20 protein-coding genes are annotated in these 25,370 nt (G+C 58.1%); 13 read left to right on the plus strand and 7 right to left on the minus strand.

From position 1 onward, the window contains the following. Positions 1–32: 32 nt before the first annotated feature. From yrfG to pckA, 4 genes are all read left to right on the plus strand, one after another. A complete protein-coding gene (gene yrfG / locus G7090_RS21745; protein WP_166185516.1) occupies positions 33–716 on the plus strand; it encodes a GMP/IMP nucleotidase in 684 nt (227 codons plus the stop codon). Next, complete coding sequence (gene hslR, locus G7090_RS21750) at positions 713–1,114, plus strand: ribosome-associated heat shock protein Hsp15 (RefSeq protein ID WP_032614815.1); 402 nt, start codon at positions 713–715, stop codon at positions 1,112–1,114. Before yrfG ends, hslR begins: the two co-directional genes overlap by 4 nt. Before the next feature lie 23 nt (positions 1,115–1,137). Beyond that, a complete protein-coding gene (hslO, locus tag G7090_RS21755; RefSeq protein WP_106995210.1) occupies positions 1,138–2,016 on the plus strand; it encodes an Hsp33 family molecular chaperone HslO in 879 nt (292 codons plus the stop codon). 379 nt (positions 2,017–2,395) lie between these two features. Beyond that, positions 2,396–4,012: a phosphoenolpyruvate carboxykinase (ATP) gene (gene pckA, locus G7090_RS21760; protein ID WP_166184404.1), complete on the plus strand. Its 1,617-nt coding sequence runs from the start codon at positions 2,396–2,398 to the stop codon at positions 4,010–4,012. 95 nt (positions 4,013–4,107) lie between these two features. Here pckA and envZ read toward each other — a convergent pair whose 3' ends face one another. Then, entirely contained in the window at positions 4,108–5,451 is a 1,344-nt protein-coding gene (gene envZ / locus G7090_RS21765) for a two-component system sensor histidine kinase EnvZ (RefSeq protein WP_106995212.1), read from the minus strand. Next, positions 5,448–6,167, minus strand: coding sequence for a two-component system response regulator OmpR (gene ompR, locus G7090_RS21770; protein ID WP_001157751.1), 720 nt, complete (start codon positions 6,165–6,167; stop codon positions 5,448–5,450). Before ompR ends, envZ begins: the two co-directional genes overlap by 4 nt. Before the next feature lie 227 nt (positions 6,168–6,394). On the opposite strand from ompR, the gene greB reads away from it, so the two are divergent. The 5 genes from greB (at position 6,395) to feoC (ending at position 12,466) form a co-directional block, all read left to right on the plus strand. Next, complete coding sequence (gene greB / locus G7090_RS21775; protein WP_166184406.1) at positions 6,395–6,868, plus strand: transcription elongation factor GreB; 474 nt, start codon at positions 6,395–6,397, stop codon at positions 6,866–6,868. Between the two features lie 102 nt (positions 6,869–6,970). Further along, a complete protein-coding gene (locus tag G7090_RS21780) occupies positions 6,971–9,295 on the plus strand; it encodes a Tex family protein (protein WP_166184408.1) in 2,325 nt (774 codons plus the stop codon). A gap of 349 nt (positions 9,296–9,644) precedes the next feature. Continuing rightward, a complete protein-coding gene (feoA, locus tag G7090_RS21785) occupies positions 9,645–9,872 on the plus strand; it encodes a ferrous iron transporter A (RefSeq protein ID WP_106995215.1) in 228 nt (75 codons plus the stop codon). 30 nt (positions 9,873–9,902) lie between these two features. Then, entirely contained in the window at positions 9,903–12,221 is a 2,319-nt protein-coding gene (gene feoB / locus G7090_RS21790) for a Fe(2+) transporter permease subunit FeoB (protein WP_166184410.1), read from the plus strand. Positions 12,222–12,229: 8 nt separating this feature from the next. Further along, positions 12,230–12,466: a [Fe-S]-dependent transcriptional repressor FeoC gene (gene feoC, locus G7090_RS21795; protein WP_166184412.1), complete on the plus strand. Its 237-nt coding sequence runs from the start codon at positions 12,230–12,232 to the stop codon at positions 12,464–12,466. A 40-nt stretch (positions 12,467–12,506) separates the two neighbouring features. On the opposite strand, the gene G7090_RS21800 is transcribed toward feoC, so the two are convergent. Together G7090_RS21800 and bioH are read right to left on the minus strand one after the other, a co-directional pair. Further along, entirely contained in the window at positions 12,507–12,776 is a 270-nt protein-coding gene (locus G7090_RS21800; protein WP_166184414.1) for a YdgH/BhsA/McbA-like domain containing protein, read from the minus strand. Between the two features lie 113 nt (positions 12,777–12,889). After that, positions 12,890–13,663 carry a pimeloyl-ACP methyl ester esterase BioH gene (bioH, locus tag G7090_RS21805; protein ID WP_166184416.1) on the minus strand — a complete coding sequence of 258 codons (774 nt, stop codon included), beginning with the start codon at positions 13,661–13,663 and terminating at the stop codon, positions 12,890–12,892. 36 nt (positions 13,664–13,699) lie between these two features. Between bioH and gntX the strand changes: the two genes are divergently transcribed. The 3 genes from gntX (at position 13,700) to gntT (ending at position 16,636) form a co-directional block, all read left to right on the plus strand. Beyond that, positions 13,700–14,383: a DNA utilization protein GntX gene (gntX, locus tag G7090_RS21810; protein ID WP_166184418.1), complete on the plus strand. Its 684-nt coding sequence runs from the start codon at positions 13,700–13,702 to the stop codon at positions 14,381–14,383. 58 nt (positions 14,384–14,441) lie between these two features. Beyond that, positions 14,442–15,017 (plus strand): Fe-S biogenesis protein NfuA, encoded by a 576-nt coding sequence (nfuA, locus tag G7090_RS21815; protein ID WP_039031502.1) that lies wholly within the window; start codon positions 14,442–14,444, stop codon positions 15,015–15,017. Positions 15,018–15,319: 302 nt separating this feature from the next. Continuing rightward, complete coding sequence (gene gntT / locus G7090_RS21820) at positions 15,320–16,636, plus strand: gluconate transporter (protein ID WP_166184421.1); 1,317 nt, start codon at positions 15,320–15,322, stop codon at positions 16,634–16,636. A gap of 53 nt (positions 16,637–16,689) precedes the next feature. On the opposite strand, the gene malQ is transcribed toward gntT, so the two are convergent. Both malQ and malP read right to left on the minus strand, forming a co-directional pair. After that, the gene (gene malQ / locus G7090_RS21825) at positions 16,690–18,774 is read right to left on the minus strand and encodes a 4-alpha-glucanotransferase (RefSeq protein WP_166184423.1); all 2,085 of its coding nucleotides are present in this window, start codon (positions 18,772–18,774) and stop codon (positions 16,690–16,692) included. 9 nt (positions 18,775–18,783) lie between these two features. Then, positions 18,784–21,177 carry a maltodextrin phosphorylase gene (malP, locus tag G7090_RS21830; RefSeq protein WP_166184425.1) on the minus strand — a complete coding sequence of 798 codons (2,394 nt, stop codon included), beginning with the start codon at positions 21,175–21,177 and terminating at the stop codon, positions 18,784–18,786. Positions 21,178–21,762: 585 nt separating this feature from the next. On the opposite strand from malP, the gene malT reads away from it, so the two are divergent. Continuing rightward, positions 21,763–24,468 (plus strand): HTH-type transcriptional regulator MalT, encoded by a 2,706-nt coding sequence (gene malT, locus G7090_RS21835; RefSeq protein ID WP_166184430.1) that lies wholly within the window; start codon positions 21,763–21,765, stop codon positions 24,466–24,468. Positions 24,469–24,598: 130 nt separating this feature from the next. Here malT and G7090_RS21840 read toward each other — a convergent pair whose 3' ends face one another. After that, complete coding sequence (locus G7090_RS21840; protein WP_166184434.1) at positions 24,599–25,357, minus strand: DeoR/GlpR family transcriptional regulator; 759 nt, start codon at positions 25,355–25,357, stop codon at positions 24,599–24,601. Positions 25,358–25,370: the final 13 nt, after the last annotated feature.

Consider the following 25,370-nt stretch of genomic DNA (forward strand, 5'->3'; position numbering starts at 1 on the left):
GCGCACGTTTCTTCTGGCTGGAGTATTCCCCGATGCATTTTGATATCGCCTGGCAGGAGGTCGATACCGTCCTGCTGGATATGGACGGCACACTGCTCGATCTCGCGTTTGATAATCACTTCTGGCAAAAACTGGTACCGGAAACCTACGGCGAGCAGCAGGGGATCTCCCTGGCAGAAGCGCAGGAATTCATCCGCCAGCAATATACCGCCGTACAACATACGCTAAACTGGTACTGCCTGGACTACTGGAGCGAACGCCTCGGTCTGGATATTTGCGCGATGACCACCGCTCAGGGCCCGCATGCCGTGCTGCGTGAAGATACCGTTCCCTTTCTTGATGCCCTGAAAGCGAGCGGCAAGCGGCGCATACTGCTGACCAACGCGCATCCGCATAATCTGGCGGTGAAGCTGGAACATACCGGACTGGCTTCACACCTTGATTTATTACTTTCCACCCACACATTTGGTTATCCGAAAGAGGATCAGCGATTGTGGCAGGCGGTGGCAGAAGAGACCGGCCTGCAGCCAGAACGTACGTTGTTCATTGATGACAGCGAACCGATTCTGGATGCGGCGGCAACCTTTGGCATTCGTTATTGCCTTGGCGTCACCAATCCTGATTCTGGCCTGGCTGAAAAAAGCTATCTGCGGCATCCGGGGCTGAACGACTATCGCCGGATGATCCCCTCACTCACCGTGAAGGAGAAGCCATGAAAGAGAAACCCTCCGAAGGGGTAAGACTGGATAAATGGCTGTGGGCTGCCCGCTTTTACAAAACGCGCGCCCTCGCCCGGGAAATGATTGAAGGCGGCAAAGTGCATTACAACGGGCAGCGCAGCAAACCGAGCAAGCTCGTGGAGCTGAACGCCACCCTGACCCTGCGTCAGGGCAACGACGAACGGACGGTGATCGTGAAAAACATCACCGAACAGCGTCGCCCGGCAACGGAAGCCAGCACCCTGTATGAAGAGACGGCCGAAAGCGTTGAAAAGCGCGAGAAGATGGCGCAGGCGCGTAAGTTAAATGCCCTGACCATGCCGCATCCCGACAGGCGACCGGACAAGAAAGAACGTCGCGATCTGATTAAATTTAAAAATGGCGAGAATGAGTGATTCTTGCTGAACGAGAGATGACTATGGCCCAACACGACCAATTACACCGCTATCTGTTTGAACAATTTGCCGTTCGCGGCGAGCTGGTAACGGTATCCGAAACCTGGAAACAGATCATGGAAAACCACAACTATCCGCAGCCGGTGAAAACCGTGCTGGGTGAGTTGCTGGTAGCCACCAGCCTGCTGACCGCCACCCTGAAATTTGCCGGTGATATCACCGTGCAGCTGCAGGGCGATGGCCCGATGAACCTGGCGGTGATCAACGGCAACAACCAGCAGCAGATGCGCGGCGTGGCGCGCGTACAGGGGGAGATCCCCGAAGGCGCCGACCTGAAAACGCTGGTCGGTAACGGCTACCTGGTGATCACCATCTCTCCGGAAGAGGGTGAACGCTATCAGGGCGTGGTCGGTCTGGAAGGCGATACTCTGGCGGCCTGCCTGGAAGATTACTTCATGCGTTCCGAACAGCTGCCAACTCGCCTGTTCATCCGTACCGGTGAAGTGGATGGCCAGCCTGCAGCCGGCGGTATGCTGCTCCAGGTTCTGCCTGCGCAGGATGCTCAGACCAATGATTTCGAGCATCTGGCCACGCTGACCGAAACCATCAAAGCGGAAGAGCTGCTCACCCTGCCAGCGAATGACGTGTTGTGGCGTCTGTACCACGAAGAAGAGGTGACGCTGTACGATCCGCAGGACGTGGAGTTCAAATGCACCTGTTCCCGTGAACGCTGCGCGGGCGCGCTGAAAACCCTGCCGGATGAAGAGATTGACAGCATCATGGCGGAAGAAGGCGAGATCGACATGCACTGCGATTACTGCGGTTCGCATTACGTCTTCAACGCAATGGACATTGCCGAGATCCGCAATAACGCCTCCCCGGCCGATCCTCAGCTGCACTAAGTTGTTCCGTTAACTGCCCTCTCCCGGGGGCAGTTGACCTTTCTCTCCGCTCCGCTACCCTTTCATTTTACTCACTATTCCTTCCGCTCCTGCTGAATCGTTATCAGTAATGTAAGTCTTTGGTAATTTACTTTCATGTATGCGCTTACACTCACATTCTCGCAGTTAAATTTACCAGCAATTAACCTTTTCAGAACATTTTCACCAACCAAAAAGTGATTCCTGCCATAATCTGCTCCGCGAAGTGACAGGAGTCACAGCGTTTTCCGTCATAAAGGGTTTTTGTCCAGATACGCAAATCTATGAGCCCGGTCGCGGTTAACATTCGAGGAAAAACCCTACAATTTAAGGCAGTATATATTGGCTAAGGAGCAGTGATATGCGTGTTAATGGTTTAACCCCGCAAGATCTCAAGGCTTATGGTATCAACGATGCTCACGATATCGTCTACAACCCCGATTACGATACGCTGTATCAGGAAGAGCTCAATCCAGCACTGGAAGGATACGAACGCGGTATATTGACGACCACCGGCGCTATCGCTGTCGATACCGGTATCTTTACCGGCCGTTCGCCAAAAGATAAGTACATTGTCCGTGACGACACCACCCGCGACACCCTGTGGTGGGCGGATAATGGTAAAGGGAAGAACGACAACAAAGCGATCTCCCCGGAAATCTGGCAGCAGCTGAAATCCCTCGTCACCCAACAACTCTCCGGTAAGCGTCTGTTCATTGTGGATGCTTACTGCGGCGCTAACGCCGACACCCGTCTTTCCGTCCGCTTCATCACCGAAGTCGCCTGGCAGGCGCATTTCGTGAAGAACATGTTCATTCGCCCCACCGATGAAGAGCTGCAGAGCTTCGAACCTGACTTTGTGGTGATGAACGGTGCGAAGTGCACCAACCCGAACTGGAAAGAACAGGGGCTGAACTCAGAAAACTTTGTCGCCTTTAACCTGACGGAGCGTATCCAGCTGATCGGCGGGACCTGGTACGGCGGCGAAATGAAGAAAGGGATGTTCTCGGTAATGAACTACCTGCTGCCGTTACAGGGCATTGCCTCCATGCACTGCTCGGCAAACGTCGGCGAGAAAGGCGACGTGGCGGTGTTCTTCGGCCTGTCCGGCACCGGGAAAACCACCCTCTCCACCGACCCGAAACGCCGCCTGATTGGCGACGACGAGCATGGCTGGGATGATGACGGTGTGTTCAACTTTGAAGGCGGCTGCTACGCCAAGACCATTCGTCTGTCGGCAGAAGCGGAGCCGGATATCTTCCAGGCGATCCGCCGCGATGCGCTGCTGGAGAACGTGACGGTACGTGCCGACGGCTCGGTCGATTTTGACGATGCGTCAAAAACCGAGAACACCCGCGTCAGCTACCCTATCTATCACATCGACAACATCGTTAAGCCAGTGTCGAAAGCCGGTCACGCGACCAAGGTGATCTTCCTCACCGCCGACGCGTTCGGCGTGCTGCCGCCGGTTTCACGCCTGACCGCCAGCCAGACCCAGTATCACTTCCTCTCCGGTTTTACCGCCAAGCTGGCCGGGACCGAGCGCGGCGTGACTGAGCCAACCCCCACCTTCTCCGCCTGCTTCGGCGCAGCCTTCCTGTCGCTGCACCCGACCCAGTACGCTGAAGTGCTGGTGAAGCGCATGCAGGCCTCTGGCGCCCAGGCGTACCTGGTCAACACCGGCTGGAACGGCACCGGCAAGCGTATCTCGATCAAAGATACCCGCGCCATTATCGACGCCATTCTGAATGGTTCCCTGGATGATGCAGAGACCTTCACCCTGCCGATGTTTGATCTGGCAATCCCGACCGAACTGCCGGGCGTGGACAGCCATATCCTCGACCCACGCAATACCTACGGTTCACCGGAGCAGTGGCAGGAAAAAGCCACCCAGCTGGCGAAACTGTTCAAGGAAAACTTCGAGAAGTACACCGATACGCCAGCAGGTGCGGCGTTGGTGAGTGCGGGACCAAGGTAAAAGCAAAAAGGCAACGCAAGTTGCCTTTTTTGATATTTGCACCCTCTCCCTGTGGGAGAGGGCCGGGGTGAGGGCATCAGGCCGCACCCACTTTTTTAACTCTCTTTCACCTGTCGCGTAAACGGAACCGGTAGCCACGCGCGGATGCATAACCCGCCCCGCTCGCTGGTACCAATCTCCAGCAGACCGTTATGGTTATCCACGATACGCTGAACAATCGCCAGGCCTAAACCGGTGCCGCTGGTGCTGCGCGCGCTGTCGCCACGCACAAAGGGCTGGAACAGATGTTTACGCTGCTCCGGCTTAATGCCCGGACCGTCATCCTCCACCTGGAACCAGGCGCGGTTCAGTTCAGACCCACTGCTGACCTTGATCCAGCCGTTGCCGTAGCGAGCGGCGTTAACCACCATATTCGCCACTGCACGCTTGATGGAGAGTGGATGCATGCGAACGGTGATATCCCCCGGCTGCAGATCGGTTTCGATCTCACGCTCGTAACCGCTCTCGGCCGCCACCACTTCGCCCAGCACCGCGTTCAGCTCGGCGATCTCCATCGGCATCTCCTGCCCGGTGCGCAGGTAGTCGATGAACTGCTCGATAATGGCGTTGCACTCTTCGATGTCTTTATTGATGGACTCCGCCAGGTAGCCGTCCTCCTCGCCCATCATTTCAGTGGCGAGGCGAATACGCGTCAGCGGAGTGCGCAGGTCATGGCTGACCCCGGCCATCAGCAGGGTTCGATCGTCGGCCAGCTGCTTAACGCCAGCCGCCATATGGTTGAAGGCGCGGGTCACCGACCGCACTTCCGACGCGCCATACTCGCGCAGCGGAGGCGGGATAATACCTTTACCGACCTGAAGCGCCGCGTGCTCCAGGTCGACCAGCGGTCGGTTCTGGATACGGATAAACAGCCAGGCGCCGCCTATCGCCAGCAACATAATCGCCAGGGTGTAACGGAACAGCGGCGAGAAGTCGCCCTGATGGATTTCGGTCAGCGGCACGCGCACCCAGATGTTGGGTGACAGCCAGGTTTTTAGCCAGACCACCGGCGAGCTTTTGTTGACCTCAACGCGAACTTCCGTCGGGCCACCCAGCTGCTGCGCCATCTGCTGGCTGAGGAATTCGTAATGCTGTGCCCAGCGCAGGCCTGCGTCTTCCGCCGCTTCGTTGGAATAGAGCGATATCCCCAGCTCACGGTAGATTTCACGGCGAAACGCCGGTGGTACCACCAGCTGCGTGCCGTCCTCCAGCTGCAGTTTATCGGTCATCAGCATACGTACTTCGTAGGCCAGGACCTTATTAAACTGCTGGAGGCTCGGCAGGATCGCAAAGTTCAGCACCACCAGATAGGTCGTCACCAGGCTGACAAACAGCAGGGTGACGATCAGTAACAGGGTGCGGGCAAACGAGCTACGCGGCGAGAAACGCATTCGCCTCATGCTTTAGAGCCGTCCGGGACAAACACGTAGCCCAGACCCCAGACGGTCTGGATATAGCGCGGATGCGCCGGATCCTCTTCCACCATGCGACGCAGGCGGGAGATCTGTACGTCGATGGAACGCTCCATCGCGGAGTATTCACGGCCACGCGCCAGGTTCATCAGCTTGTCGCGGGAGAGCGGCTCACGCGGGTGGCTGACTAAAGCTTTGAGGACCGCAAATTCACCGCTGGTCAGCGGCATCGGCTCGTCTTCACGGAACATCTCGCGGGTACCGAGGTTCAGCTTGAACTTACCGAAGGCGATCACCGCCTCTTCCTGCGACGGCGCGCCCGGCAGTTCGTTCGCCTGACGACGCAGTACGGCACGAATACGGGCCAGCAGCTCACGCGGGTTAAACGGTTTTGGAATGTAGTCGTCGGCGCCAATCTCCAGGCCCACGATACGGTCAACTTCTTCCCCTTTCGCCGTGACCATAATGATCGGCATCGGGTTGCTTTGGCTACGCAGGCGGCGGCAGATGGAGAGCCCATCTTCACCCGGCAGCATCAGATCCAGCACCATCAGGTGGAAGGATTCGCGGGTCAACAGGCGATCCATCTGTTCGGCGTTGGCGACGCTACGAACCTGGAAGCCCTGCTCGGTCAGATAACGCTCGAGCAGCGCACGCAGGCGCATGTCGTCATCCACCACCAGAATCTTATAATTCTCTTGCATTGTCAGTACTCCCAAAGGTTCGGATAATCTTGAACAGCGTATTCTAAAAAAGTGGGCGTTCACGACCAGCTAATTCTGGTATAAATTCTAGTCGAAATTGTTACAAAGCATATTTTACAGCAGCTTATCTGCACAATTCGTCACATAACTCATTATTAATCTTGTCTGTTAAGCTAAGTGATACGTAATGTGCGCAAGGTATGCAACCAAAGTCGTAAGGCCAGAGAATGAAAACGCCCCTGATCACCCGCGAAGGGTATGAAAATCTGAAGAAAGAGATGGACACGCTGTGGCGGGAAGAGCGCCCGGAGGTGACCAAAAAAGTGACCTGGGCTGCCAGCCTCGGTGACCGCAGTGAAAACGCCGATTACCAGTACAACAAAAAGCGGCTGCGGGAAATCGATCGCCGGGTGCGCTATCTGACCAAATGCCTCGAGCACCTGAAAATTGTCGATTATTCCCCGCAGCAGGAGGGCAAAGTCTTCTTCGGCGCGTGGGTGGAGATCGAAAACGACGATGGCGATCTGAAGCGCTTTCGGATTGTCGGCTACGATGAAATTTTTGGTCGTAAGGATTACATCTCGATCGACTCGCCAATGGCCCGGGCGCTGCTGAAAAAAGAGGTTGGCGATCTGGCCGTGGTGCATACCCCCGCCGGGGAAGCGACCTGGTATGTGAACGCCATCGACTATGTGAAATAACCCGCCGGAACAATCCGAGAGCCTGGCGCGGCGGCTGGCATTTTGCCGTGTCAGTCCGTATAACTATCCCCTGATTTTTTCGACCCACAAGATGAAATAGCCATGATGAAAGATTCGCTCTGCCGCATTATTGCGGGTGAACTTCAGGCAAGGGCGGAACAGGTAGAAGCTGCCGTTCGCCTGCTTGATGAAGGGAACACCGTGCCGTTTATCGCACGTTATCGTAAGGAAGTGACTGGCGGTCTGGATGATACGCAGCTGCGTAACCTGGAAACCCGCCTTGGCTATCTGCGTGAACTGGAAGACAGGCGTCAGGCGATCCTGAAATCCATCGGTGAACAGGGCAAGCTGACCGACGATCTGGCCAAAGCCATTAACACCACCCTGAATAAAACCGAACTCGAAGACCTCTACCTGCCGTACAAACAAAAACGTCGCACCCGCGGGCAGATCGCCATTGAAGCCGGCCTCGAGCCGCTGGCGGATCTGCTGTGGACCACGCCGTCCCACGACCCGGAAACCGCAGCCGCGACGTTTATCGATGCCGATAAAGGCGTGGCTGACACCAAAGCCGCCCTCGATGGCGCACGCTACATTCTGATGGAACGCTTTGCCGAAGATGCTGCCCTGCTGGCAAAAGTGCGTGACTACCTGTGGAAGAACGCCCATATCGTCTCCACCGTCGTCGCCGGTAAAGAGGAAGAAGGGGCGAAATTCCGCGACTACTTCGATCACCACGAACCGATTTCGACCGCGCCGTCGCACCGCGCGCTGGCGATGTTCCGTGGCCGCAATGAAGGCGTGCTGCAGCTCTCCCTGAATGCCGACCCGCAGTTTGACGAGCCGCCGAAAGAGAGCCACGGCGAGCAGATTATTATCGACCATCTCGGCCTGCGCCTGAACAACGCCCCGGCGGACAGCTGGCGCAAAGGGGTGGTGAGCTGGACCTGGCGCATCAAGGTGCTGATGCACCTCGAAACCGAACTGATGGGCACCGTGCGCGAACGCGCCGAAGACGAGGCGATTAACGTTTTTGCCCGTAACCTGCACGATCTGCTGATGGCCGCTCCGGCGGGCCTGCGCGCTACCATGGGTCTCGATCCAGGCCTGCGTACCGGCGTAAAAGTGGCGGTCGTGGACGGCACCGGCAAGCTGGTTGCTACCGACACCATCTACCCGCACACCGGCCAGGCGGCCAAAGCGGCCGTCGCCGTGGCAGCGCTGTGTGAGAAGCACAACGTTGAGCTGGTGGCGATCGGCAACGGTACCGCCTCACGTGAAACCGAGCGTTTCTTCCTCGATCTGCAGAAGCAGTTCCCGAAAGTGACGGCGCAAAAGGTGATTGTCAGCGAAGCGGGTGCCTCGGTGTACTCCGCCTCTGAACTGGCCGCCCTCGAATTCCCGGATCTGGACGTCTCCCTGCGTGGCGCGGTCTCTATCGCCCGCCGCCTGCAGGATCCGCTGGCCGAGCTGGTGAAGATCGACCCGAAATCCATCGGCGTGGGCCAGTACCAGCATGACGTCAGCCAGACGCAGCTAGCGCGCAAGCTGGATGCGGTGGTGGAAGACTGCGTGAACGCCGTCGGCGTTGACCTGAACACCGCTTCCGTCGCCCTGCTGACCCGCGTGGCGGGCTTAACCCGTATGATGGCGCAAAACATCGTTGCCTGGCGTGACGAGAACGGTCAGTTCCAGAACCGCCAGCAGCTGCTGAAGGTGAGCCGTCTGGGGCCGAAAGCGTTCGAACAGTGCGCAGGCTTCCTGCGTATCAACCACGGCGACAACCCGCTGGATGCCTCCACCGTTCACCCGGAAGCTTACCCGGTTGTTGAGCGCATTCTGGCGGCCACTCAGCAGGCGCTGAAGACGCTGATGGGTAACAGCAGCGAGCTGCGTAACCTGAAAGCGGTCGACTTCACCGATGAGAAGTTCGGCGTGCCGACAGTGTCCGACATCATCAAAGAGCTGGAGAAGCCGGGCCGCGACCCGCGTCCGGAATTCAAAACCGCGACCTTTGCCGACGGCGTGGAGACGATGAACGACCTGCTGCCGGGCATGGTACTGGAAGGCGCGGTCACCAACGTCACTAACTTTGGTGCCTTTGTCGATATCGGCGTGCATCAGGACGGTCTGGTGCATATCTCCTCTCTGGCCGACAAGTTCGTGCAGGATCCGCACACCGTGGTGAAAGCCGGCGACATCGTGAAGGTGAAAGTGCTGGAGGTGGATCTGCAGCGCAAGCGTATCGCCCTGACCATGCGTCTGGACGAGCAGCCCGGCGAGACCAACGCCCGTCGTGGCGGCGGGAACAGCGATGCCCGTCAGCAGCAGCGTCCGGCGGCGAAACCGCGCGGGCGGGAAGTACAGCCATCCGGCAACAGCGCGATGATGGATGCGCTGGCGGCGGCAATGGGTAAAAAACGCTAACATACGTAATGCCCGGTGGCGCTTCGCTTACCGGGCCTACGGTTTGTAGGCCGGGCAAACGCAGTGCCGCCCGGCAAGCAGACCGCAAGAATTAAAATAAAAACATACTCACCTATTTTATAAATATGAAACCGATTGCATATCCGTATTTAAACTAATAATTATCACTCCATTAACAATAAATCTTTTTATCTCTTACCATCATTGCCCGCAAATATTGAGCAAGGTCAATCAGTCCGCAAATTAATAGCCGTATCTACATTCCGTCACATATTAATTATTGATGACGGAAACCATTCTCATTACCATTGTGCCTGTTGATTATTTAACCGTCCGTTAAGTAGGCACTATGCAATTCACTCCAGACAGCGCGTGGAAAATTACCGGCTTCACCCGCGACATCAGCCCGGCCTATCGGCAGAAACTGCTCTCTTTAGGGATGCTGCCCGGCTCCTCTTTCAATGTGGTGCGCGTTGCGCCACTGGGCGATCCGGTGCATATCGAAACCCGACGTGTGAATCTGGTTCTGCGTAAGAAAGATCTCGCCTTAATAGAAGTTGAAGCCCTGTCTCAATAACACGCCAGCTCCCGTAGCGAGTCGAAAAGAATGAAAAAATTAACCATTGGCTTAATTGGCAATCCCAATTCCGGCAAGACCACCTTATTTAACCAGCTTACCGGCGCGCGCCAGCGGGTCGGTAACTGGGCGGGTGTCACCGTCGAACGTAAAGAGGGTCAGTTCGCGACGACCGATAATCAGGTCACCCTCGTCGATCTGCCCGGCACCTACTCATTAACCACCATCTCCTCCCAGACTTCGCTGGATGAGCAGATCGCCTGCCACTACATTCTGAGCGGCGACGCTGACCTGCTGATCAACGTGGTGGATGCCTCGAACCTCGAGCGCAACCTCTACCTGACCTTACAGCTGCTGGAGCTGGGCATCCCCTGCGTGGTGGCGCTGAACATGCTCGATATTGCGGAAAAGCAGCAGATCCGCATCGACGTCGACGCCCTCTCCGCCCGTCTCGGCTGCCCGGTGGTGCCACTGGTCTCTACCCGCGCCCGCGGGATCGACGCCCTTAAGCTGGCGATTGACCGCCACAGCCATAATGCCGACGTAGAGCTGGTGCATTACGCCCAGCCGCTGCTGCGGGAAGCCGGGATCCTCGCCCAGGAGATGGCGCACAGCATGCCGTTCAAACAGCGTCACTGGCTCGGCCTGCAGATGCTGGAAGGGGATATCTACAGCCGCGCCTATGCCGGTGATGCCGCGCAGTATCTGGATGTCTCCCTTGCACGGTTAAACGATGAGCTGGACGACCCGGCCCTGCACATTGCCGATGCCCGCTATCAGAGCATTAATGCCATTTGCGACGTGGTCAGCAACGCCCTCACCGCCGAGCCAAGCCGCTTTACCCGGGCGATGGACAGCGTGATCCTCAACCGTTTCCTTGGCCTGCCGGTGTTCCTGCTGGTGATGTACGTGATGTTCCTGCTGGCCATTAACATCGGCGGCGCGTTACAGCCGCTGTTTGATGTCGGCTCGGTGGCGATCTTCATTCACGGCATTCAGTGGCTGGGCTACACCCTGCACCTGCCGGAGTGGCTGACCATTTTCCTTGCCCAGGGGCTGGGCGGCGGCATCAACACCGTCCTGCCGCTGGTGCCGCAGATCGGCATGATGTATCTGTTCCTCTCCTTCCTGGAGGACTCCGGTTACATGGCCCGCGCGGCCTTCGTGATGGATCGCCTGATGCAGGCCCTCGGCCTGCCGGGTAAATCGTTCGTGCCGCTGATTGTCGGCTTCGGCTGCAACGTCCCGTCGGTGATGGGTGCCCGCACCCTGGATGCGCCCCGCGAACGCCTGATGACCATCATGATGGCACCGTTTATGTCCTGTGGCGCCCGGCTGGCAATCTTCGCGGTGTTTGCTGCGGCCTTCTTCGGCCAGGAGGGGGCGCTGGCGGTCTTCTCGCTGTACGTGCTGGGCATCGTGATGGCGATCCTCACCGGCCTGATGCTCAAACACACCATCATGCGTGGCGAAGCATCGCCGTTCGTGATGGAGCTGCCGGTCTACCACGTCCCGCATCTGAAAAGCCTGCTGATCCAGACCTGGCAGCGGCTGAAAGGCTTTGTCCTGCGGGCGGGTAAAGTAATTGTGGTGGTCAGTATCTTCCTCAGCGCCCTGAACAGCTTTACGCTCAGCGGCCAGGCGGCGGACAACATTAACGACTCGGCGCTGGCCTCCGTCAGCCGCGTCATCACCCCGCTGTTCAAACCGATTGGCGTGCATGAAGACAACTGGCAGGCCACCGTCGGGCTATTCACCGGCGCGATGGCGAAAGAGGTGGTGGTCGGCACACTGAACACCCTCTACACCGCAGAAAATATTCAGGACGAGGAATTCAACCCGGCGGAGTTCCACCTCGGGGACGAACTGTTCAGCGCGGTGGATGAAACCTGGCAGAGCCTGAAAGAGACCTTCAGTCTGAGCGTGCTGGCCAACCCGATTGAAGCCAGCAAAGGCGATGGGGAGATGGCAACCGGCGCGATGGGCGTGATGAGCGAGAAGTTTGGCAGCGCCTCGGCGGCCTACAGCTACCTGATCTTCGTCCTGCTCTACATTCCATGCATCTCGGTGATGGGGGCCATCGCCCGCGAATCGAGCCGCGGCTGGATGGGCTTTTCTGTCCTCTGGGGGCTGAATATTGCCTACTCGCTGGCAACGGTGTACTACCAGACGGTGAACTTCAGCCAGCATCCGCACTACAGCCTGGTCTGTATCCTGGCGGTGGTGCTGTTTAACGTGGTAGTGATGGGCCTGCTGCGCCGGGCGCGCAGCCGCGTGGATGTCAACCTGCTGGCGAAAGGCAGAACCGCAGCGGCCTGCTGCGACAGCCCGGCCAGCGACTGTCATTAGGAGGCGGCATGGCATCGTTAATTGAGGTTCGTGATTTACTGGCGCTGCAGGGAAGAATGGAAGCCATCCAGCTCAGCCAGATCCTGCGCACGCCACAGGCGATGATCGAGGCGATGCTGGAGCGTCTGGAGGCGATGGGCAAAGCGAAGCGCATCCAGGAGGATGCCGACGGCTGCTTATCCGGCAGTTGCAAAAGCTGTCCTGAAGGAAAGGCCTGTCTCAGGGAGTGGTGGGTACTGCGTTAGTCGTTAATAAAGCCGGGCAACTCTGCCCGGCTTTATGCGATTATTTGTAGACTTCTGCGGTCGCGCGGATGTCTTTCGAATCTTTGTTGGCGCTGGTGACGACAAAGTACTTACCGCCCATCTCATCAGCTTTCTTGGAAAGCTCTTTTCTCGCATCCATTGGCGCGGTGGTGTCAGACGTAGAGATATGGCCAACCTTCGTCAAATTCATCTCTTTCACTTTATCTTTCTGGATCTCTTCTGCCGCCATCACGCCAAAAGAGAGTGAACCAATAACCAGAGAAGCAACAATACCTGTAACAAGTTTCATAGCCATGACTCCCAAAGAGGATTGTAGTTTTGATTATCGAAGGCGGGATACCCGCAACGATATATTGAGTATTGTTGCGGTACGTCACTTTTTCCAGCGGGAATAAAAAATAATCAGCCTAAACGCTGACTTAAGGCCATTAACGCCGCGCAAAACTCGGCGGGGTGCGAGATAAAGGGCGCATGCGCTGCTTTGGTGATGATCAAGGCTTCGCTCTGCGGCCATTGCTCATCCAGCAGCGGCACGATCTTGCGCGGTACCAGCCCGTCGAGATAACCATAAATACGCAGATGCGGCAGCGTCAGGGACGCCAGCGGCTCCCGCAGATCGGCCGTTTTCAGGATCTCCAGCCCGCCATTCAGCACTTCTACATCCGGCATCGGTAATGACAGCACCGTAGTCTTCAGTGTCCGGGCGTCCTGGCGCGCGGTTTCCGTCCCCATGGTCTGTAGGGCGAGGAAACGCTCCACCGTACGCTGGAAATCGTTGCTTAACTGCTGCTGGAAACCGGCCAGCACCTCGGATTTGATCCCCGGCCACTCCCCCTGGGCGCTAAAACAGGGGGAGGAGGCGACAGTCACCAGGGCCTGCACCCGTTCGGGATGGGTCAGGGCAATCTGGCTCGCTACCAGCCCGCCCAGACTCCAGCCCAGCCAGATCGCCTTATCCGGCGCCTGAGCCAGCACCTGTTCCGCCATATCGGCCAGCGGCATCGCACCAAAATCGCGGCTGCGGCCAAAGCCCGGCAGATCCACCAGGTGCAGCGTGAACTGCGAGGCCAGTTCCTCACTGATGCAACGCCATACTTCAGCATTCAGTCCCCATCCGTGCAGCAGCACAAGATGACAATTTCCTGTCCCAACGGTCTGCCACCAAAGCGTGTTCATCGATTACTGTTCTCTTTTTTCACAAGGAGGTTGTCTATGCTAACAGTGCCCGGCTCGTGCTGGCTATGCCGGATGCCGCTTGCACTCAGCCACTGGGGGGTCTGTTCCGTGTGCGAAAAGGGGATTATGCCCCGCGAGGGTATATGTCCGCAGTGCGGCTTACCGGCCATTCATCCTCACCTGCCCTGCGGCCGCTGTCTGCGCAGACCGCCGCCGTGGCAGGCGCTGGTTGCGGTCTGCGACTATACCCCGCCGGTGAGCCAGCTGGTGCATCAGCTGAAGTTTTCCCGCCGCAGTCAGCTGGCAAAACCGCTGGCCAGACTGTTGCTGCTGGCGCTGCTGCGGGCCAGGCGCAGCCGTGGGTTGCCGAACGTTGATATGCTGGTCTGCGTGCCGCTGTGGTCCCGGCGTCACTGGCGGCGCGGGTTTAACCAGAGTGACCTGCTCTGTCGCCCGCTGGCCCGCTGGCTGAACTGCCGCTATGTTCCGGAGGCTATTCGCCGGATCCGCGCCACTCCGGCGCAGCATCAACTCAGCGCCAGATTGCGTAAACGTAACCTGCAGCACGCTTTTACGCTTGAATTACCGGTTGCCGGGCGCCATATCGCTGTGGTGGATGATGTCGTGACAACAGGCGCTACCGTCGCGGAACTCTCCCGCCTGCTTTTGCGAAGCGGCGCGGCGTCGGTTCAGGTATGGTGTCTGTGTCGAACCTTGTAGCGCCCTCAGGTTGGGCGTATTATACCCAGGTATTTTAGTCAACTATTAGGCCAATGCTATGATCCGTATTTCCGATGCTGCACAAGCGCACTTTGCCAAACTGCTGGCAAATCAGGAAGAAGGGACCCAGATCCGCGTGTTCGTGATCAACCCAGGCACCCCGAATGCAGAATGCGGCGTCTCTTATTGCCCACCGGATGCTGTGGAAGCAACTGACACTGCCCTGAAATTTGAGCAACTCACTGCCTATGTCGATGAGCTGAGCTCCCCGTATCTGGAAGATGCGGAAATTGATTTTGTGACCGACCAACTGGGTTCTCAGTTAACCCTGAAAGCGCCAAACGCCAAAATGCGCAAAGTAACCGACGATGCCCCACTGATGGAGCGCGTTGAGTACCTGCTGCAGTCCCAGATCAACCCGCAGCTCGCGGGCCACGGTGGTCGTGTCTCCCTGATGGAGATCACCGAAGACGGTCTGGCGATTCTGCAGTTCGGCGGCGGTTGTAACGGCTGTTCCATGGTCGACGTTACCCTGAAAGAGGGGATCGAGAAGCAGCTGCTGAACGAGTTCCCGGAGCTGAAAGGCGTGCGCGATCTTACCGAACACCAGCGCGGCGAACACTCCTACTACTGATTGCCCGTCTGTTTGCCCGGTGACGCGTAGCGATCCGGGCCTCTCCCGCGTTTCCCCCTCCCTCATAACATGACCTGCGTCTCAGAATTCACATTTTGCCCGCCAGGGTCATTCTCAACCTGACCATGTTACCCGTATCATTCTCGCGGGCACTTAAACACCTTTACGCCGACCGACTAAGCTTAATGATTTAGAAGGCAGCCTGTCTTAGTGCCGTAAGTACGCCGTTCCCAGTTGGGGCAACATTACTATGTCGTTGAAATAATGACGTTACCCATAACAATATTTAAGGCCAGATAATCATGCCATTAGTCATCGTCGCTATCGGTGTCGTCCTGTTACTGCTCCTGATGATCCGTTTCAAAATGAACGGCTTCATTGCCCTTGTCCTGGTGGCACTTGCTGTCGGCCTGATGCAGGGTATGCCGCTGGTAAAAGTTATCAGCTCGATTAAAGCCGGCGTGGGCGGTACCCTCGGTAGCCTCGCGCTGATCATGGGCTTCGGAGCTATGCTGGGCAAACTGCTGGCCGACTGCGGTGGCGCACAGCGCATCGCAACCACGCTGATTGCTAAATTCGGTAAGCAGCACATCCAGTGGGCCGTGGTATTAACCGGTTTCACCGTCGGTTTTGCGCTGTTCTACGAAGTGGGCTTCGTTCTGATGCTGCCGCTGGTGTTCACCATCGCCGCCTCTGCCAGCATTCCGCTGCTGTATGTGGGTGTACCGATGGCCGCAGCGCTGTCCGTGACTCACGGCTTCCTGCCGCCGCACCCGGGCCCGACCGCTATCGCTACCATCTTCCATGCGGACATGGGTAAAACCCTGCTGTTCGGTACTATCCTGGCGATCCCGACCGTCATTCTGGCCGGTCCGGTGTTTGCCCGCACCCTCAAAGGCATCGACAAGCCGATCCCGGAAGGTCTGTACAGCGCGAAGACCTTCACTGAAGCAGAAATGCCAAGCTTTGCCGTCAGCGTCTGGACCTCTCTGGTACCGGTGGTACTGATGGCCCTGCGTGCGGTCTGCGAAATGGTGCTGCCGAAAGGCCATCCGGTTCTCGGCGTGGCTGAGTTCCTCGGTGACCCGGTCATGGCGACGCTGATTGCGGTCCTGATTGCGCTGTTCACCTTCGGTCTGAACCGTGGCCGCTCCATGGATCAAATCAACGACACCCTGAGCTCCTCGATCAAAATCATCGCCATGATGCTGCTGATCATCGGCGGTGGCGGTGCGTTCAAACAGGTTCTGGTTGATAGCGGCGTGGACAAGTACATCGCCTCCATGATGCATGACACCAACATCTCCCCCATCCTGATGGCGTGGTCTATCGCGGCGGTTCTGCGTATTGCGCTGGGTTCGGCCACCGTTGCAGCCATCACCGCGGGCGGTATTGTGGCACCTCTGATTGCCACCACCGGCGTCAGCCCTGAGCTGATGGTTATCGCGGTGGGTTCCGGTAGCGTGATCTTCTCTCACGTAAACGATCCGGGCTTCTGGCTGTTCAAGGAGTACTTCAACCTGACCATCGGTGAGACCATCAAGTCCTGGTCGATGCTGGAAACCATCATCTCCGTCTGCGGGCTGATCGGGTGTCTGCTGCTGGGTATGGTTGTTTGATGTGACAGTTGCCATCGGGCAATAAAAAACCCGCCATCTGGCGGGTTTTTTTGTCACTTCTTCGCAGCCGCTTTTCGCCGCTTATCGAGATCCTTAATCAGCTTATTCACCCCGTCATCGGCAAACATCGCCTCAAGAGAAGTTGAAAGCTTGCGACGCCAGTTCTTGTACTGATAGCTGGTCCCCGGGATGTTCACCGGCTCCGCCATATCAATCCAGTCTTCCGGCTGTAGCCCCAGCAGGGCGCTGTTGCTGTCGGCAATGTAGCGCTGCAACCCGCGGTTAAGTGTCGGAGTCATCGACATCAATGACGCCTTGTGCCCGGTGCGTTTCGGCAGGCAGCCGTGCTCGTGCAGTGCATCCAGCAGCCCCTGCTTGGACAGCTCGCGATCCTGATACAGCCCGCGCAGCATCACTTCGTCAGGGTAGAGCCCCAGCGTTTTGCCCAGGGTAAGGTCGCCGCTGTCCCACCAGCCACGAAGCGTAGGAAGGTCATGCGTCGTCGCGACTGCCATTGATTGTTCTGGATACGCCTCCGGCGCGCGGAAGTTCTTCTCAAGGTCGTTTTCAAAATAGAGCACTTTGTAGGAGTAAACGCCGCTGTCACGCAGCTTACTGACGATTTCCACCGGGACGGTGCCGAGATCTTCTCCGATCACCATGCAGTTATGGCGCTTACTCTCCAGCGCAAGGATGGAGAGTAGATCGTCTACCGGATAGTGAACGTAAGCCCCATGGTCGGCGGTTTCACCGTACGGGATCCACCACAGACGCAGGACCGACATTACGTGGTCGATACGCAGCGCACCGCAGTTCTGCATGTTGGCACGCAGCAGCTCGATAAAGGGCTCATAGGCGCGGGCGGCGATGACGTGCGGGTCCATCGGCGGCAGGCCCCAGTTCTGACCCAGCGGGCCAAGGATATCCGGCGGCGCCCCGACGGACGCTTTCAGACAGTAGAGTTCGCGGTCGCACCAGGTCTCCGCCCCGCCCTCGGCCACGCCGACCGCCAGGTCACGGTACAGGCCAATCGGCATGTCGTAGCCCTGACTCTTCTGCCAGCAGGCGGCAAACTGGCTGTACGCCAGCCACTGCAGCCAGAGGTAGAAATCGACCTCGTCGGTATGCGCTTCGCAAAACGCTTTTACCGCCGGGGAGTCAACGGACTGGTACTGCTCAGGCCACACCGGCCAGCCCCAGCGCATTTCGTCCTCTTTCACCTGATACGCATGCAGCGCATCAAACGCCGCCTGCCAGTACAGGCTCTCCCCTTCCCGGGCCACAAACGCCCGGAAGGCCGCCATCTGCTCGTCATCACGCTGAGCAAAGCCTTTCCACGCCATGCGCAGCGCGGCCATCTTCAACGCGGTAACGGACGCATAATCGACCCACTCGGCATCGCGGGCGCGTTGCAGCGCCTGCCGGGTGGTGTCCATCTTCCACCAGGCCTGCGCCTCGTCGCTGTTACGGAAATCCTCCACGGCGTTCACGTCGATATAAATCACGTTCAGCCAGCGGCGGGATGACGGGCTGTACGGGCTGGCGCTCTCCGGGTTCGCCGGATAAAGGGCATGGATCGGGTTGAGGCCGATAAAGGCCCCGCCGCGTTTGCCGATATCGGTCAGCATCTTCTGCAGATCGCCGAAGTCGCCAATGCCCCAGTTCGCCTCAGAGCGCAGGGTGTAGAGCTGCACGCAGGCACCCCACAGCTTCTTGCCCTCTTTCAGCGCCTGCGGCTCGTAGCAGCGTTTTGGCGCGACGATCACCCGGCAGTGCCAGCGATGGGCATCCTGGGTCAACGTCAGGGTGTGATAACCCTCCGGCAGTTTTGCCGGCAGGTTGAGATTTTTGCCGCCCGTGGCGTGGCCTTTATGCTGATGCCCCTCTTCTGTGGTCAGCAGCCAGCTAAAGTCGCCGCTGCCTTCAATCATCAGCGGCATCTTTTTGCCCGCGGTATAGACCATCACGTTCGGGACGGCGGTAACCGCCGCTTTCGCGACGGGTTTGGCTTTGTGCATGGCATCCAGCAAACGCCTCTTGGTCTCAGCACCAATAGACTGCGGTTTACCATGAGCATTGATATAGCTGGGGCTGATCCCCGCCGCCAGGGCGGCATTATCGAGACGTTTACTTTCCATCGCGCTTCCTTAGCGTTTTGCCTGCCAGATACGGGCCTGGTAGTCGCGGATTGAACGGTCAGAGCTGAACATGCCGCAGCGCGCGGTATTCAGAATGCACGCCCGGGTCCAGGCTTCCCGATCGCGATACAGGACGTCGACCTGTTTCTGGGCCTCAACGTAGCCCGCAAAATCGGCCATCAGCAGGTACGGGTCGCCGCCCTGTTTGCCGATGCTGTGCAGCATCTGGTCAAACGCGTGCTTGTCGCCGTCGCTGTATTTGCCGCTCTCCAGCTCCTTCAGTACCGCATCCAGCAGCTTGTCTTTTTTACGCCATTTCACCGGGTCGTAACCTTTGGCTTTAATGGCTTTCACCTCTTCCACAGTATGGCCGAAGATAAAGATGTTCTCGTCGCCCACCTGCTCGGCAATCTCAACGTTAGCACCGTCCAGCGTCCCGACGGTCAACGCACCGTTCAGGGCCAGCTTCATGTTGCCGGTACCGGAGGCCTCTTTGCCCGCGGTAGAAATCTGCTCAGAGACATCCGCCGCCGGGATCAGCAGCTCCGCCGCCGAGACACAGTAATCCGGCAGGAAGACCACTTTCAGCTTGTCGCCTACTTGCGGATCGTTGTTTACCGCGTCGGCCACTTTATTAATGGCGAAGATGATGTTTTTTGCCAGGTAATATCCTGGTGCCGCTTTCGCACCGAACAGGAACACGCGCGGTACGCGGTCGGCCTGCGGGTTCTCGCGGATCTCTTTGTACAGCGCCAGAATGTGCAGCAGATTCAGGTGCTGACGTTTGTACTCGTGCAGACGTTTAATCTGGATATCAAAAATCGCGTTCGGGTTGATCTCAATCCCGGTACGGGTTTTGACGAAGGCTGCCAGACGCACCTTGTTGTCCAGCTTGATGGTGCGGTAGGTCTCGCGGAACGCCGCATCGTCGGCATATTTTTCCAGGTTGATCAGCTGGTCGAGATCGTTGGCCCACTCGTTATCCAGCGTCTTATCCAGCAGCTCAGCAAGCTGAGGGTTGCACTGTTTGATCCAGCGACGCGGCGTGATGCCGTTGGTGACGTTGTGGAACTTGTTAGGCCACAGCTGGTGATATTCCGGGAACAGATCTTTCACCACCAGGTCAGAGTGCAACGCGGCCACGCCGTTCACCGCAAAGCCGCTGACCACGCAGAGGTTAGCCATGCGAACCTGCTTGTCGAATACCACCGCCAGCTTCGCCCAGACGGCTTTATCGCCCGGCCAGGTTTTATCCACCAGTTTCTTAAAGCGGTTGTTGATCTCGTTGATCAGCTGCATATGGCGCGGCAGCAGGGTTTTAATCAGCTTCTCGTCCCAGCACTCCAGCGCCTCTGGCATCAGGGTGTGGTTGGTGTAGGCGAAGGTCTTGCTGGTGATCGCCCAGGCGTCGTCCCAGCTCATCTGATGCTCGTCGATCAGCACGCGCAGCAGTTCCGGGATGGCGATGGTCGGGTGGGTGTCGTTCAGCTGGATCACTTCGTAATCCGCCAGCTCAGACAGCTTGCGGCCCGCCAGATGATGACGACGCAGAATGTCGGCCACGGAACAGGCGCACTGGAAGTACTGCTGCATCAGGCGCAGCTTTTTGCCCGCCAGATGATTGTCGTTCGGGTAGAGCACTTTGGTCAGCTTGTCGGCGTCGATGCCCTGCTGCTCAGCACGCAGGAAATCGCCGTCGTTGAATTTGGTCAGGTTGAACGGGTGAGCATGTGTTGCCTGCCACAGGCGCAGCGGCTGTGCCACGCCATTACGGTAGCCCAGCACCGGCAGATCCCAGGCCTGGCCGGTAATGGTAAAGCCCGGCTCCCACTGGCCCGCTTTCGTCACTTTACCGCCGATGCCAACCTGCACGTCCAGCGCTTCGTTGTGGCGGAACCACGGGTAGCTGCCGCGATGCCAGTCGTCCGGGGCTTCCATCTGCTGGCCGCCGGCAAAGGACTGACGGAACAGGCCGTACTGATAGTTCAGACCGTAGCCGGTGGCCGGCTGGCCCACGGTTGCCATCGAGTCGAGGAAGCAGGCCGCCAGACGACCCAGACCGCCGTTGCCCAGCGCTGGATCGATCTCCTCTTCCAGCAGGTCGGTCAGGTGGATGTTATGGGTGCTCAGCACCTCGCTGACCTCCTGATACCAGCCGAGGTTCAGCAGGTTGTTGCCGGTCAGACGGCCAATCAGGAACTCCATGGAGATATAGTTAACGTGGCGCTGGCCTTGCACGGGCTTCACCGCGGGTTGGGCGCTCAGCAGCTCGGCGAGCGCTCCGCTGACGGCCTGCCACCACTGGCGGGAGGTCATGTCTTCGGCGGCGTGCAAACCAAAACGCTGCCACTGACGCGTCAGGGCAGCCTGGAATTGAGCTTTGTTGAAAGTAGGCTGTGACATAGGGAATCTGCATCCTGTAGAGAGAAAATAAGGCGTTGGTGCTAGTGTGCCTGGCTCATCAGGGCTCTTCCTCCTCCTGCCGGGGATTAGACAGGGAGGAGTAGCAGGGATGAGCGATAAAGTGTGATCGCGACCACTTTCTGCAGCGGGAGTGTGGGGCATTAGCCGGGAGATTTCCCGGAAGGGGTTCAAAAAAATGAAATGCGGTTTCGCCTGGAATATATACGCGCGGAAATAATTACTTACCCGAAGTAATAACACTCAGAATTTACTCTATCCCGGAATGTTATTTTACGCGCGCAACCATCCCGGGACTTAATTAACTTTTCACCGCCTTTACGCTTCTCTGTTCCTTTTTATGCTTAACCTCCTGGAAACGCGTCATCCCAGTATCCATGCGCTTTCGAGGCCCATCGGAAAAGTTCCCTCACCCCTGCATATATTTTTGTGACCAAGTGCAAATTAAGGGACATAAAACCCCGACATAACTTGCAATAAAAGTCTTTCTGACCGACCTTATAAGGATTAATTACGAAGCGCAAAAAAAATCAAAAATCTCGATTTCCACACAGTGAAGTGAAACCTATGTTGATTCCGTCCAAATTAAGTCGCCCGGTTCGTCTTGACCATACTGTGGTCCGCGAACGCCTGCTGGCGAAACTTTCCGGCGCGAACAATTTTCGACTGGCGCTGGTAACGAGCCCTGCAGGCTACGGCAAAACCACGCTCATTTCACAGTGGGCTTCCGGCAAGACCGATCTCGGCTGGTACTCCCTCGATGAGGGCGATAACCAGCAGGAGCGTTTTGCCAGCTATCTGATCGCCGCCATTCAGCAGGCGACCAACGGACACTGTGTGACCAGCGAAGTGATGGTGCAAAAGCGCCAGTACGCCAGCCTCTCTTCCCTGTTTTCGCAGCTGTTTATCGAGCTGGCCGAATGGCATCGCCCGCTCTATCTGGTGATTGATGACTACCACCTGATCACCAACCCGGTTATCCACGAGTCGATGCGCTTTTTCCTGCGCCACCAGCCGGAAAACCTGACCCTGGTGATCCTCTCGCGCAACCTGCCGCAGCTGGGCATTGCCAACCTGCGGGTGCGCGATCAGCTGCTGGAAGTGGGCAGCCAACAGCTCTCCTTTACCCATCAGGAGGCAAAGCAGTTCTTTGACTGCCGTCTGAAATCCCCTATCGAGGTGGCTGAGAGCAGCCGCTTGTGCGACGACGTGGCAGGCTGGGCGACCGCCCTGCAGCTGATTGCCCTGTCGGCCCGGCATAACAACAACTCGACGCAGCAATCTGCCCGTCGCCTGTCGGGGATCAATGCCAGCCATCTCTCCGATTACCTGGTGGATGAGGTGCTCGACAGCGTCGATCAATCCACCCGTCAGTTCCTGCTGAAAAGCTCCCTGCTGCGCTCGATGAACGATGCGCTGATCGTGCGCGTCACCGGGGAAGATAACGGCCAGATGCGTCTGGAAGAGATCGAGCGTCAGGGGTTGTTCCTGCAGCGCATGGACGACTCCGGCGAATGGTTCAGCTACCACCCGCTGTTTGGCAGCTTCCTGCGCCAGCGCTGTCAGTGGGAGCTGGCCACCGAATTACCGGAAATCCACCGCGCCGCCGCCGAGAGCTGGATGGCGCAGGGCTTCCCGAGCGAGGCCATTCACCACGCCCTGGCAGCGGGCGATGCTCATATGCTGCGCGATATTCTGCTCAATCACGCCTGGAGCCTGTTTAACCACAGCGAGCTGGCCCTGCTGGAGGAGTCGCTGCGCGCCCTGCCGTGGGAGAGCCTGCTGGAGAACCCGCGTCTGGTGCTGCTGCAGGCCTGGCTGATGCAGAGCCAGCACCGCTACAGCGAAGTGAATACCCTGCTGGCCCGCGCCGAGCAGGAGATGAAAGGCGAGATGGACGCCGCCCTGCACGGCGAATTCAACGCCCTGCGCGCGCAGGTGGCCATCAACGACGGCAACCCGGAAGAGGCTCAGCGCCTGGCCCTGGGTGCGCTGGAGGCGCTGCCGCTGGCAAACTTCTACAGCCGTATCGTCGCCACCTCGGTACATGGCGAAGTGCTGCACTGTAAGGGCGATCTTACCCGCTCCCTGTCGCTGATGCAGCAGACGGAACAGATGGCGCGCCGCCATGACGTCTGGCATTACGCCCTTTGGAGCCTGATCCAGCAGAGCGAAATTTTGTTTGCCCAGGGATTCCTGCAGGCCGCCTGGGAGACCCAGGAGAAAGCCTTCACCCTGATCCGCGATCAGCACCTGGAACAGCTGCCGATGCACGAGTTCCTGCTGCGCATTCGCGCTCAGCTGCTGTGGGCATGGGCCCGACTGGACGAAGCCGAAACCACCGCCCGTCATGGGGTGAACGTGCTTTCCACCTATCAGCCGCAGCAGCAGCTGCAGTGTCTGGGCCTGCTGGTGCAGTGCTCGCTGGCACGCGGCGATCTGGATAACGCCCGTAACCACCTTAACCGTCTGGAGAACCTGCTCGGCAACGGTCAGTATCACAGCGACTGGGTATCCAACGCCGATAAGGTACGGGTGATTTACTGGCAGATGACCGGCGACAAAAAATCGGCGGCCAACTGGCTGCGCCAGACGCCGAAGCCGGAGTTTGCCAATAACCACTTCCTGCAGAGCCAGTGGCGCAACATTGCCCGGGCGCAGATCCTGTTAGGCGAATTTGAACCGGCCGAGATGGTGCTGGAAGAGTTAAATGAAAATGCCCGCAGCCTGCGTCTGATGAGCGATGTGAACCGCAACCTGCTGCTGCAGAACCAGCTTTACTGGCAGGCCGGTCGCAAGAATGATGCCCAGCGCGTGCTGCTCGAAGCGCTGCAGCTGGCGAACCGCACCGGGTTTATCAGCCACTTTGTGATTGAAGGCGAGACCATGGCGCAGCAGCTGCGCCAGTTGATTCAGCTCAACACCCTGCCGGAGCTGGACCAGCATCGCGCCCAGCGCATCCTGCGGGAGATTAACCAGCATCACCGCCACAAGTTTGCCCATTTCGATGAGACCTTCGTGGAGCGTCTGCTGACCCATCCGGAAGTGCCGGAACTGATCCGCACCAGCCCGCTGACCCAGCGTGAGTGGCAGGTGCTGGGGCTGATCTACTCAGGTTACAGCAACGAGCAGATTGCCGGTGAGCTGGCCGTGGCGGCCACCACCATCAAAACGCATATCCGCAATCTGTATCAGAAGCTGGGCGTCGCCCACCGTCAGGATGCGGTGCTGCATGCGCAGCAGCTGTTGAAGATGATGGGGTACGGGGTGTAATTCATTGCCCGGCGGCGCTACGCTTGCACGGGCCTACGGTTTTGTTGCCATTCATTGCCCGGCGGCGCTACGCTTGCCGGGCCTACGGTTTTGTAGGCCGGGTAAGGCGAAGCCGCCACCCGGCACAAACTCAGCACAGTTCTAACTGCAACTTATGATCGCGAATCACCTGTAATACCCCTTCAGGCGGCATCACGTCGGTATAGACCGCGTTCACCATGCTGATGCTGCCCATATTGACCATCGCGTTACGGCCAAACTTCGAGTGATCCACCACCAGCATCACGTGGCGCGAGTTCTCAATGATCGCCCGCTTGGTGCGCACTTCATGATAGTCAAACTCCAGCAGTGAACCGTCGGTATCGATGCCGCTGATGCCGAGAATGCCGAAGTCGAGGCGGAACTGGGAGATAAAGTCGAGGGTCGCTTCGCCAATAATGCCGCCGTCACGGCTGCGCAGCTCGCCGCCTGCCAGGATGATGCGAAAATCCTCTTTCTGCATCAGGGTGGTGGCCACGTTAAGGTTGTTGGTGACGACCCGCAGGTTCTCATGGTTCAGCAGGGCGTGGGCCACCGCTTCCGGCGTGGTGCCGATGTCGATAAACAGCGTCGCGCCGTTCGGGATCTGGCTCGCCACCTTGCGGGCAATGCGCTCCTTCTCGGAGGTCTGCGTCGCCTTGCGATCGTGCCAGGGGGTATTCACCGAGCTGGACGGCAGCGCCGCGCCGCCGTGGTGGCGCAGAATGCGGTTCTGGTCGGCCAGATCGTTGAGGTCCCGACGGATGGTCTGCGGGCTGACGGCAAACTGCTCCACCAGCTCTTCGGTGCTGACGTATCCCTGCTTTTTCACCAGATCAATAATGGCGTCATGACGTTGTGTTTGTTTCATCAGAGTTCCCTGC

Origin of the sequence: Leclercia sp. 29361 (genome assembly GCF_011290365.1) — a bacterium.
GTDB classification, from domain to species: domain Bacteria; phylum Pseudomonadota; class Gammaproteobacteria; order Enterobacterales; family Enterobacteriaceae; genus Enterobacter; species Enterobacter tamurae.